At 77.0% G+C, this 12,126-nt stretch carries 5 protein-coding genes and 1 pseudogene; 2 read left to right on the forward strand and 4 right to left on the reverse strand.

Features of this window, described 5'->3' with window-relative positions; all coding sequences use genetic code 11:
- Positions 1-1,085: pseudogene (locus tag ACFWOG_RS16085) on the forward strand (hypothetical protein); the annotation flags it as partial.
- An 84-nt stretch (positions 1,086-1,169) separates the two neighbouring features.
- On the opposite strand, the gene ACFWOG_RS16090 reads toward ACFWOG_RS16085, so the two are convergent.
- Positions 1,170-1,976, reverse strand: coding sequence for a TrmH family RNA methyltransferase (locus tag ACFWOG_RS16090; RefSeq protein ID WP_380358815.1), 807 nt, complete (start codon positions 1,974-1,976; stop codon positions 1,170-1,172).
- Between the two features lie 98 nt (positions 1,977-2,074).
- Here ACFWOG_RS16090 and ACFWOG_RS16095 point away from each other — a divergent pair, with 98 nt between their 5' ends.
- Positions 2,075-4,843, forward strand: a complete 2,769-nt coding sequence (locus tag ACFWOG_RS16095) for a SpoIIE family protein phosphatase (RefSeq protein WP_329949819.1) — start codon at positions 2,075-2,077, stop codon at positions 4,841-4,843.
- A gap of 58 nt (positions 4,844-4,901) precedes the next feature.
- Here ACFWOG_RS16095 and cobA read toward each other — a convergent pair whose 3' ends face one another.
- The 3 genes from cobA to cbiE form a co-directional block, all read right to left on the reverse strand.
- Positions 4,902-6,164 carry a uroporphyrinogen-III C-methyltransferase gene (gene cobA / locus ACFWOG_RS16100; RefSeq protein WP_329949818.1) on the reverse strand — a complete coding sequence of 421 codons (1,263 nt, stop codon included), beginning with the start codon at positions 6,162-6,164 and terminating at the stop codon, positions 4,902-4,904.
- A 104-nt stretch (positions 6,165-6,268) separates the two neighbouring features.
- Positions 6,269-10,102: a nicotinate-nucleotide--dimethylbenzimidazole phosphoribosyltransferase gene (gene cobT / locus ACFWOG_RS16105; protein WP_380358819.1), complete on the reverse strand. Its 3,834-nt coding sequence runs from the start codon at positions 10,100-10,102 to the stop codon at positions 6,269-6,271.
- Positions 10,103-10,636: 534 nt separating this feature from the next.
- Entirely contained in the window at positions 10,637-11,965 is a 1,329-nt protein-coding gene (gene cbiE, locus ACFWOG_RS16110) for a precorrin-6y C5,15-methyltransferase (decarboxylating) subunit CbiE (protein ID WP_355405420.1), read from the reverse strand.
- Between the last annotated feature and the right edge of the window lie 161 nt (positions 11,966-12,126).

Genomic DNA, 12,126 nt, shown 5'->3' on the forward strand with positions numbered 1-12,126 from the left:
CGGCAGCGGCCTCGCGCGCCCGCACCGGAGCGGTGGGCCGGCCCGCCGGACCCCCCGGCGGACCGCCGCGACGTGCCCCCGGCCAGGGCGGGCAGGCGGCCACCGCACCGCTCCCCCGGCCCGACGCGACCCAGGCCACCCGGCCGATGCGCGAACGCCAGCAGACCCCTCCGCCCGGCCGCCCCGGTGCACCCGGCGGCGCGCGGGAGCGGGACCGGCGGCCGGCCCGGCCGCGCGGGCGGGCCCAGGACCGGCAGCACACACCCGTACCGGGCGGCCGTCCGGGTGCGGCCCGGCAGCGGCTGCTCCGGCAGCGCCTCGTGGTCTTCGTCACCGTGACGGTCGGGGTCGCACTCGCCATCGCCGCAGCGCAGGGGTGCGAGAACCGGGAGAACCAGGGAATGAGACCCTCGGCCTCGGCCCCGGCGGCTCCGGGTGCGGGCGAGCAGCAGGGTGGCGCGGCCCCGCCGTCGACCCCCGCCCAGGGCCCGGCGGGCTCGGCCGGCACCGGCCTCTCCGCCGACGGCATCGCCCAGTCCGCCTCTCCGCTCACCGCGGCGGCGCGCGCGAGCGCGGTGGCCGGCGAGGGCGCGCTGGGCCCGGCACAGGGCGCCGGGCCCGCCGTGAAGGGCCCGACCCGGGCCACCCCGTACCGGGCGAGGTGCGGGCCGGACACCGGGCGCGACGGCCGCTCCGCGGGGACCGGACCCCAGGTCGTCCTGAGCGCCGTACTCCCGGCGCGGTACAAGGGGGCTCCGGCGGCCCTGGTGGTGCTGCGCCGCTCCGAGGGCTCGGTGCCGGTCGACCTCGTCCAGCTGTTCTCCTTCAACGGGGACGCGCCGGTCGCGCTGGCCTCTCGTTCCTCGGCCGCGGATCCGCAGGCCACGGCGACCTGGCGGCTGGAGAACGGTGCGCTGGTCCGGGAGGAGCGGGTCGCCCAGACGGGGTCGGCCACCTCGACCCGGTACACGGTGCGCGCGGACGGCACCCTGGAGGAGTCCTGGCCGGGCTCCGGCTCCACCACGCCGGCCGTCACCGCTCCGCCCGCCGCGGCTCCCGCCCCGCCCACCGCCCCGACGGGCTGAGGGCCACCGGGCCGAGGGCTCGCCCGGATCGGGCCCGGCGCACCGGACGTCGGACCGGCCGACGTCCCGTGCGCACCGGATCCGTCAGGCCGCGGTGACGGCGTAGAAGGCGACGGCCGCCGCCGCGCCGACGTTGAGCGAGTCGATGCCGTGCGCCATCGGGATGCGGACCGCGTGGTCGGCGGCCCCGACGGCGGCCCGGGTGAGGCCGTCGCCCTCCGCGCCGAGCATCAGGGCGGCCTTGGGCAGGCGGTGGGGCGCCAGGCCGGCGAGGTCGACGGCGCTCTCGGCGGGGGTGAGGGCCAGCAGGCTGAACCCGGCGGCGCGGACCGCGTCCAGCGCGGCCGGCCACGGGTCCAGGCGGGCGTACGGCACGGCGAAGACGGCGCCCATCGAGACCTTGACCGCACGCCGGTAGAGCGGGTCGGCGCAGTCGGGCGAGAGCAGGACGGCGTCCATGCCGAGCGCCGCGGCGCTGCGGAAGATCGCGCCGAGGTTGGTGTGGTCGACCAGGCCTTCGAGGACGGCCACCCGGCGGGCTCCGGCCAGCACCTCGGCGGCGTCCGGCAGCGGTCGGCGTTCCATCGAGGCGAGGGCCCCGCGGTGGACGTGGTACCCGGTGACGGCCTCGGCCAGCGCGGGCTCGACGACGTGGACGGGGGCGTCGGCGTCCGCGATGACGTCGGCCATCACGTCCAGCCACTTGGCGGTCAGCAGCATCGACCGCATCCGGTAGCCGGTCGCCAGCGCGCGGCGGATGACCTTCTCGCCCTCGGCGATGAAGAGGCCCTCGGCGGGTTCGCGGCGGCGGCGGAGTTCGACGTCGGTCAGGCCGGTGTAGTCGGCGAGGCGCGGGTCGGCGGGGTCGGTGATGGTGCTGGGTTCGGACACCCTGCGATCTTGCCAAGCCGGGCCGGGGAAGGCCAAACGGCCCAAGGGTCGGGGGTGGTGCCCTTGGCCCCCTGCCGGGCGGAGTGCAAATATGACGTATGGCCCGTTTTCCGGGCCGATCCTGGGCTCCGTCGGCCGCTGGTGCATCCGGTTCCACCACCTCGCCCCGATCCACCGGTACCGCCGGCTCCGCCGGTGGGCGCCCACACGGTCGGCACCAGCAACCCCGAGCGGCCCGACAGGGGCCGGCGAAGAGCCGGTCGGTGGCGGGACAGGTGTTCGCGCTGCAGGTCGTGGTGGTCCTGCTGCTGGTGGCCGCGGCCGTCGTCGCACTGGTCGTCCAGTCCCGCAACGACGCCCGGCAGGAGGCGACCAACCGGTCGGTGGCGGTCGCCCAGACCTTCGCCAACTCGCCCGGCATGGTCGAGGCGCTGCGCTCCCCCGACCCGACCGCGATCCTCCAGCCCAAGGCGCAGTCGGTGGCGGTCAACGCGGGTGTGGACTTCGTCGTCGTGCTCAACACCGACGGCATCCGCTTCACCCACCCCAACCCGGACCGGATCGGTCAGAAGTTCGTGGGGACCTACCAGCCCGCCCTCCAGGGACAGGTCGTGGTCGAGCAGGTCGTCGGCACCATCGGCCCCCTGGTGCAGGCGATCGTGCCGGTGCACGCGCCGGACGGCCAGGTGGTCGGGATGGTGTCCGCCGGCATCACGATCGCCAATGTGAGCAGCGCGAGCGAACGGCAGCTGCCGGTGGTGCTGGGCGCGGCCGCCATCGCGCTCGGGCTGGCCACCTGCGGCACGGCGCTGGTCAGCCGCCGGCTGCGGCGGCAGACGCACGGGCTCGGGCCGGCCGAGATGACGCGGATGTACGAGCACCACGCGGCGGTGCTGCACGCGGTGCGCGAGGGCGTGCTGATCATCGGCGGCGACGGGCTGCTGCTGCTCTGCAACGACGAGGCACGCCGGTTGCTGGACCTGCCGGCGGACGCCGAGGGCCGGCCGGTCGCCGAACTGGGGCTCGACCGGGCGCCCGCGGAGCTGCTGACCGCCGGGCGGGCGGTCACCGACGAGGTCGTGCTCGCCGGTGAGCGGCTGCTCGCGGTGAACGTCCGGCCGACCGACCAGGACGGCGGGCCGCCCGGCTCGGTCGCCACGCTGCGCGACTCGACCGAGCTGATGGCCCTGACCGGGCGGGCCGAGGTCGCGCAACGACGGCTGCGGCTGCTGTACGACGCCGGGGTGGCGGTCGGCAGCACGCTGGACGTCGAACGGACCGCGGAGGAGCTGGCGCAGGTCACGGTGGGGCGGTTCGCGGACTACGTCACCATCGACCTCGCCGAACAGGTGCTGGCGGGCGAGGAACCGCCGCCCGGTCCGGACCTGGGGCGGATGCGCCGGGCGGCGTTCGCCGGAGTGCGGGACGACTCGCCGTTCTACCCGGTGGGAACGGTGCTGGAGGTGGTGCCGTCGACGCCGCTGGCGGGCGCCCTGCACAGCGGACTGCCGGCGGTCGAGCCGCGGCTGGCGGAGGCGTCGGCCTGGCGGGACCAGGACCCGGAGCGGGCGGCGCAGGTGCTCGCGTACGGGGTGCACTCGCTGGTGCGGGTCCCGGTGAAGGCCCGCGGCGTGCTGCTGGGAGTGGCCCGGTTCTGGCGCTCGGAGCGGACGGACGCCTTCGAGGAGGACGACCTGGCGCTCGCCGAGGAGCTGGTCGCGCACGCGGCCGTCTGCATCGACAACGCGCGCCGCTACACCCGGGAGCACGCGATGGCGGTGACCCTGCAGCACAGCCTGCTGCCGCGGAGCCTGCCGGACCAGAACGCGCTGGACGTGGCGCACCGGTACCTGCCGGCGCAGGCCGGGGTGGGCGGGGACTGGTTCGACGTGATCCCGCTGCCCGGCGCGCGGGTGGCGCTGGTGGTCGGCGACGTGGTGGGGCACGGGCTGCACGCGGCGGCGACCATGGGCCGGCTGCGGACGGCGATCCACAACTTCTCGACCCTCGACCTGCCGCCGGACGAACTGCTCGGGCACCTGGACGAGCTGGTCAACCGGATCGACCAGGAGGAGTCGGCGACCGGCGGCCCGGCGGCGGTGACGGGTGCCACCTGCCTGTACCTGATCTACGACCCGGTGTCCCGGCGGTGCACGCTGGCCAGTGCCGGGCACCCGCCGCCGGCGCTCGTCGGGCCGGACGGGCACGTGGTCTACCCGGAGCTGCCGACCGGGCCGCCGCTGGGGCTGGCGGTGCTGCCCTTCGAGACGGTCGAGCTGGAGGTCGCCGAGGGCAGCCGGCTGGTGCTGTACACCGACGGGCTGGTGGAGGACCGCGAGCGGGACATCGACGAGGGGCTGGAGCTGCTGCGGGCCGCACTCGCCGGGCCGCCGAGGACGCCGGAGCAGACCTGTGCGGACGTGCTGGGGGCGCTGCTGCCGGCGCGGCCGCAGGACGACATCGCGCTGCTCGTGGCGCGGACCCACGTGCTGTCGCCGGACCGGGTGGCGGAGTGGGAGGTGCCGTCCGACCCGGCGGCGGTGGGCGGGGTGCGGGCGGCGGTGGCCGAACGGCTGGAGGAGTGGGGGCTGGAGGAGGCGGCGTTCGTCACCGAGCTGATCCTGAGCGAGCTGGTCACCAACGCGATCCGCTACGGGACGGGGCCGATCCGGGTCCGGCTGCTCCGTGACCGGTCGCTGATCTGCGAGGTGTCGGACACCAGCAGCACCTCGCCGCACCTGAAGTACGCGGCCACCACGGACGAGGGCGGGCGCGGGCTCTTCCTGGTCGCCCAGTTCGCCGACCGGTGGGGCACCCGGTACACGGCCACCGGGAAGGTGATCTGGACGGAGCAGCCGCTGGAGTAGCGGCCGGCGGGGGCGCCGCCCGGCCCCGGGCCCGTGGGCCCGGGGCCGGAGCCGGAGGTCAGGACCGGGCGGGGGCGGTGCCGGACGCGGCGGCCAGGACGTCCACGACGTCGCCGACGACGATGACCGCGGGGGGCTTGATCTGCTCGGCCTCGACGGTGGCGGCGACGGTGGCCAGGGTCGCGTCCACCCGGCGCTGGGCGGCGGTCGTGCCCTCCTGGACGACGGCCACCGGGGTGTCCGCGGGGCGCCCGCCCTCGATCAGCCGGGCCGCGATCGCGCCGATCTTGTCGACCGCCATCAGCAGCACCAGCGTCCCGGTCATCCCGGCGAGCGCGTCCCAGTTGGTCAGCGAGCGCTCGTCGTCCGGGCCGACGTGACCGGAGACCACGGTGAACTCGTGCGTCATCCCCCGGTGGGTGACCGGCACGCCGACCGCCGCCGGCACGCTGATCGAGCTGGAGATGCCGGGCACCACCGTCACCGGCAGCCCGGCCTCCGCGCAGGCGAGCAGCTCCTCGCCGCCGCGCCCGAACACGTACGGGTCGCCGCCCTTCAGGCGGACGACGAACTTCCCGGCCTTGGCGTGCTCGACGAGCGTCCGGTTGATCGCCTCCTGGGCCATGAACCGGCCGTACGGGATCTTCGAGGCGTCGATCACCTCGACGTGCTCCGGCAGCTCGGCGAGCAGCTCGCGCGGCGCCAGCCGGTCGGCCACCACGACGTCGGCGTCGGCGAGCAGCCGGCGGCCCCGGACGGTGATCAGGTCCGGGTCGCCCGGACCACCGCCGACCAGCGCCACCCCCGCACCGTGCGCACGGTACTGGCGGGCGGCGAGGGAGCCGTCCCGCAGCCCCTCCACGATCGAGTCGCGCAGGGCCGCGGAGTGGCGCGGATCCCCGGTGAGGACCGCGACCGTGGCACCCGCGTCACGCCCGCTGGCCGGCGTCCACGCCGTGGCCGCGGCCGCGTCGTCGCTGCGGGCGCAGAAGACCCGCTCGCGCTCGGCCTCCGCGCTGACCGCGGTGTTCACCGCCGGGTCGTCGGTGGCGACCAGCGCGTACCAGGTGTCGGCCAGGTCGCCGTCCCGGTAGCGCCGCTCGTGCCAGGCCAGCTCGCCCGCGTCGGCCATCGCCTGGACCGCCGGGGTGGTGACCGGGGATATCAGGTGCACGTCCGCGCCGGTGGCGAGCAGGGCGGGCAGCCGGCGCTGGGCGACGTGACCGCCGCCGACGACCACCACGCGGCGGCCGGCGAGCAGCAGGCCGACCGGGTACGGGGTGCGGCCCTCGGTGCTGGGGTGAGGGGTGGGCGCGGTCATCGGCGGTGCTCCTGGATCGGGTGAGGGTGGTGGGGGTACGCCGCCGCACCGCTCCGCGTCACGGCGCGCCCTCGGGCCGGTACGCGGAGCGGTGCGGGAGGGCGTCAGGCCTTCTCGGTGACCCCGGCGGAGTCGAACGTGGCTACATCGTGCATCGCCCGGGCCGCACTCTGCACCAGCGGCAGGGCCAGCAGGGCACCGGTGCCCTCACCGAGCCGCAGGTCGAGGTCGATCAGCGGACGCAGGCCCAGCTTGGTCAGCGCGGCCTGGTGGCCGGGCTCGGCCGAGCGGTGACCGGCGATGCAGGCAGCCAGCACCTCGGGGGCGATCGCCTTGGCGGCGAGCGCGGCCGAACCGGCGATCACACCGTCCAGGATCACCGGGGTGCGCAGCGAGGCGGCGCCGAGCAGGAAGCCGGCGATCGCCGCGTGCTCCAGACCGCCGACGGCGGCGAGGACCCCGATCGGGTCGGCCGGGTCCGGCTGGTGCAGGGCCAGCGCGGTGCGGATGACCTCGATCTTGCGGGCGTGCGTCGCGTCGTCGATGCCGGTGCCGCGCCCGGTGACCTCGGCCGGGTCCAGGCCGGTGAAGACCGAGATCAGGGCGGCGGAGGCGGTCGTGTTGGCGATCCCCATGTCACCGGTGACCAGGGCCTTGTTGCCGGCCGCGACGAGGTCGCGGGCCGTCTCGATGCCGACCTCGATGGCCTTGAGGGCCTCCTCGCGGGTCATCGCGGGGCCCTTGGTCATGTCGTCGGTGCCGGGCTTGACCTTGCGCGGCAGCAGACCGGTGGTGCGGCCCTGCTGGATCGCGTCCGGCAGCTCGGCGGCCACGCCGACGTCGACCACGCAGACCTCGGTGCCGATCTGGCGGGCGAAGGCGTTGACCACCGCTCCCCCGGCCAGGAAGTTGCCGACCATCTGGGCGGTCACCTCCTGCGGCCAGGGGCTGACCCCCTGGGCGTGCACGCCGTGGTCGCCGGCGAAGACCGCGACGCAGGCGGGCTCCGGGATCGGCGGCGGGCACTTGCGGGAGAGTCCGGAGAGCTGGGCGGAGATGATCTCCAGCATGCCGAGCGAGCCGGCCGGCTTGGTCATCCGCTTCTGCCGGTCCCAGGCCTCGCCGAGCGCCTTGGCGTCCAGCGGGCGGATGCCGCGCAGGGTCTCGGAGAGCAGGCTGTGCGGCTCCTCGCCGGGCAGGGCGCGGTTGCCGTACTGCTCCTCGTGGACCACCCAGGAGAGCGGGCGCTTCTTGGCCCAGCCCTGCTGCTGGAGCTCGGGCTCGTCCGGGAAGGCGTCGACGAAGCCGACGCACAGGTAGGCGACGACCTCAAGGTGCTCCGGCAGGCCGAGCTCGCGGACCAGCTCCTCCTCGTCGAAGAAGCTCACCCAGCCGACGCCGAGGCCCTCGGCGCGGGCGGCCAGCCAGAGGTTCTCGACGGCGAGGGCCGCCGAGTAGGGGGCCATCTGCGGCTGGGTGTGCCGGCCCAGGGTGTGCCGGCCGCCGCGGGTGCGGTCGGCGGTGACCACGATGTTCACGGGCGTCTCGAGGATCGCCTCGATCTTGATTTCCTTGAACTGCTTGGCGCGGCCCTTGGGGAGCGAGTCGGCGTACGCCTCGCGCTGCCGCTCGGCCAGCCCGTGCATCTTGCGGCGGGTCTTGGCGGAGCGGATGACCACGAAGTCCCAGGGCTGCGAGTAGCCGACGCTGGGCGCGGTGTGGGCGGCCTCCAGGACCCGGATCAGCACCTCGTGCGGGATCGGGTCCGGGCGGAAGCCGTTGCGGATGTCGCGGCGCTCGCGGATCACCTGGTGGACGGCCTCGCGACCGGCCTCGTCGTAGCCGGGGGCCGCCGGGCCGCGCGGCTCGGCGGGTTCGGCCGGCTCGGCGGGTTCGGCGGCCTCCGCGAGGACCTCGGCGGGCACCGTGGCCTCAGCGGCTTCGGCGGGCTCGGCGGGCTCGGCGGGCTCGGCGGGCACCGTGGCCTCGGCCGGGGCGGTGGCGTCGGTGCCGGGCTCGGCGGGCTGGACGGTCCCGGGCTCGACCGGGGCGGGGGCCTCGGCGGGCGACGGCTCCTCGGCGGGGGCCGGCTCGGCCGCGGCCGGAACCTCGGCGACCGGGGCCTCGGCAACCGGGGCCTCGGCGACCGGAACCCCGGCGGCCCGGAGGCCGGCGACGGGGGCCTCGGTGGCAGGGGTCTCGACGACGGGGGTCTCGGGTGCGGCCTGGGCCGCCTCGGCGGTCTCCCCGGCCTCCGGGGCCTGCACGACGGGCTGTCCGGCGGCGTCCACCGGCTCGGCGGGAACGGCCGGCTGGACCGCGTCGGCGGCACCGCCGTCCGCGGCCTCGACGGGCGCGGCGGCCTCGACGGACACGATGGCCTCGACGGGCGCGACCGCGTCGGCCGGAGCGGCGTCCGCCGGGGCAGGCTCGGCGGCCGGGCCGGCGACGGACCGGCCGGAGGGCATCTCGCCGGTGCCCACGGCGGTCGCGGCGGCGGCCTCCGCGTTCTCGACGGGGCCGTCCACCGTCTCGGACACAGCGACGGCCGTCGGCTCGGCCGGGGCCGGCTCGGCGGCCGGGACGGCCTCGGGCGCCGGGGCGGTGGCCTCCGCCGCAGGCTGCCCGGCGAGCGCTATGGGCGCGGACTGCTGCGCCGCGTCCTCGGCGACGGCCGGGGCCGGCTGGTCCACCGCATCCACCTGGGGCAGACCGTGCGGCGTCGGGGCGGCGAGGAAGGCGGAGATCCGGCGGGGCTGTCCGGCCGGGGCGACGGGCTGCGCGACGGCGACCGGGGCCTCGACGGCGACCGGCTGCTCGGCGGACGGCTCCTCGGAGCTCGGCGCGTCGGTGCCCGGAGCCTCTCCCGCGGGCACGGCGGGGGCGGCCTCGGCCTGCACCGCCTCGGCCTGCGCGGGCTCGGTCACCTCGACAGGCTGGGCAACGGGCTGGGCGACGGGCTCGGTGGCCGCGACGGCCTCAGGGGCCACCGGGACCTCGACGGCGGGGGCCTGCTGGACGTCGCCGTCCACGGGCTGCGGCACGGGCACGGCGTCCGGCACCGGCCGGACGTCCTGGGCCTGGGGCAAAGGCTGCACGTGCGGCACCGGCTGGGCCTGCACGACCGGGACGGCCTGCGGCTCCGGCTGGACGGCGGCCGGGATCACCGGGATGCCGTGCGCGGGCGTGCCGCCCTGCGAGGGTCCGCGGTCGGCGAGCGAGCGGACCGGGACCTGGCCGGTCATCAGGGACGGGTCCGGGATCGGCGGTCCGGCGTGCAGCGGACGGCGCGGCGCCTGGGCGGCCGCGGCCTGCTCCGGGCTCTGCTGGACGGGAACGGCCTGACCGGCCTGCGCCGGGAACGGCGCCTGCGGTGCGCCGTGGGCCTGCGGGACGGCCGGGTCGACGCCGAGCGGCGGCGGGTCCAGCGGCGGCCAGGACGGCTCGACCGGGGTGCCCGGCGCGACCTGCTGGTCGGCGGCGGTCGCGGCCGGCTCGCCCCACGAGCCCTGCGGGCCGGGCATGAGCAGGACGTCGTCCTCGTCGTCGAGCCCGTCCGGCTGGTCGGGCTGGTCGAGGAAGTGGAAGGCGGGGCGCGGGGCGCCCGGGTCCGCGGCCCAGCCCTCGCCGACGGCGCCCGGGACACCGGTGCCGACGGGAACGCCCGGGGCCTGGACGAAGCCGGGCGCGCCGAGCGGCGGGGCCTGGCCGGGGACACCCTGCGGCGGAAGGACACCCGCGCCGGGGGGCACCGCGCCCGGGAAGCCCGCACCCGGAACCGTGGGGTTCGGGATCAGCTGTCCGGGGACCGCACCGTCCGTCGCGACGCCCTGCACGGGTGCGACAGCCGCGACGCCCTCCGGGCCGCCGAGCGGGTCGGGCCCGGCGAGCAGGTGCTCCGGCAGTCCCTCGTTCGGGACGTGGCCGCCATCGGTCATGTCAAAGCTCCTTCCAGGCCGCTGCCGCGCCCTCGGCGACGCGATCACCGACCGCAGCGCCCATCCGCACGGGCCGGGCCTGCACCGGCCCGCCCCTCAACCACACATGGCCGCCGCGCCGAGGCGCTGCGGCCGAAGTCCTTCCGGCGCGCTGCGGCACCCCGGCCCGCGCACCACCCGCGAGGGGTGGCGCGTCATCTGAAACAACGACAAGCCGGGGCAACCGGCACGACCGCACCGGACCCTACGGCATTCTCCAGGTCCGGCAGGCGGCCCGTCGAATTGCCCACACTCCGAGCCGTACCGGCCTGCACCACGTCAAAAAGGCGACAAACCGACCGGATCGGGCGGGCTGTCGGACGTCGCAGCCGTCCCGGACGCCACACTACCGGCCCGGCGGCGCCGCCTCTCGAATCGGTGTCCGGATGCGACCTGGATCACCGTCGGACCGGCCGCGCCTGCCACCGCGCCTTCCGTCGGACCGCCGCGGTGGCGATCCGCCACCGGGATCACCACCCTGCGGCGACCGCGCCTTCACACGATCTGCTCACCCCAGAGCAGGAAGGTGCCCGGATCGCCCACACCGAGGCGGAGTCCGGAGCCGGTGTCCGCCGCGGCGGCGGGTGCGGAAGCCGACGCGGCGACAGGGGCCGCGGCGGGCGCGAGCAGCGGCGCGGACTGGAGGAGTGCGCCGTCCGCGCGATAACCCGCTCCGGCGATCGCCCGGCGGACCTCCTCCGCCTCGCCGAGGGTGCGGGCCACCGCCACGACCCGCTCGGGGCGGCGGGACAGGACGGCGCGCACCACGTCGGCACCGCCCGACTCGACCACCGCCGCATCGGGCTCCGGGAGTCCGCCCAGCACCTCGGGGCCGCGGCCCTGCACGATCTCCACCTCGACCCCGTAGCGGCGGGCGTTGACGGCCAGCCGGGCGCAGGCCGCGCGGTCGGACTCGACGGCGACGACGGCGGCACCGAACCGGGCCGCCTCCACGGCGAGCTCGCCGCTGCCTGCCCCCACCGACCAGACCAGGTCGCCAGGGCGGGCCCCCAGGCGGGCCAGCACCAGGGCGCGCACGTGCGAGGGGAGCGTTTCGGACGCGCCGGGCTCGCCCCCCGCGCGCCCGGCGCCCGTGTAGGCGTCGGACGGGAGCGCCCAGCCCCGTTCCACGCCGGGGTACCCGACCGGACGGCCGGCGATCCAGCCGGCCGCCTCGGAGGCCGTGCCGGCCTGCGGTCCCCCACCGGGGCCGCCGCCGCTGCTGCCGCCGATCACCAGCACCACGCTCGGGTCGCGCCAGACGTGGTCGGCGACACGGTCGGAGGTGAGCACGGTGACGTCCTCGTCGGGCGTGCCGAGCGCCTCGCAGACCACGAAGGTGCGGTGCACGCCACGGAGCATGAGGGCGAGTTCGGCGGGCCCGGCGCCGGGAGCCGTGAGCACGGCGACCTTCGGGTTGGCCCGGCAGACGTTGGCTGCACGGCGCAGCCGGCCGCCGTGGGCGCTGACCACCTGGGCGTCCTCCCAGGGCATGCCGGCCCGGGCGAAGGCGGCCGCGACGGAGGAGACGGCGGGCAGGACCTCCAGTTCGAGGCCGTACTCGGGGCGGCGCAGGGTGCGCACCACACCGAAGAAGCCCGGGTCCCCCTCGGCGATGACGACGGCCGCGCCGCGGTGCTCCGCGATCCGGCGGGCGGCCGGCCGGATGCTGCCGAGGATGACGCGCTCGGCGGCGGGCGGCACCGGGAGGGTCCTGAGCTGGTACGGGGCGCCGGCCACCAGGGTCGCTGCGGCGAGGGCCGCTGCGGCGGCCTCGGTCAGCGGGGTGCCGTCCCACCCGATGACCGTGATCCGGTCAGCCATCTGCGGCTGTTCCCCCTCGCCATCCGTGCGCCGACATGCTGCGCCCGCGTACGGCGCCGGTGGAGAGGCTACCGGGTGAGATCCCCCCGTCGGCGACATCCCGCACACATGTCCGTCACGTACGGGCGGCGGGGCGGCCGGGCACCGGGCGGCCCCGGGGG

This window comes from Kitasatospora sp. NPDC058406, assembly GCF_042722765.1.
In the GTDB taxonomy this organism is placed as follows: Bacteria; Actinomycetota; Actinomycetes; order Streptomycetales; family Streptomycetaceae; genus Kitasatospora.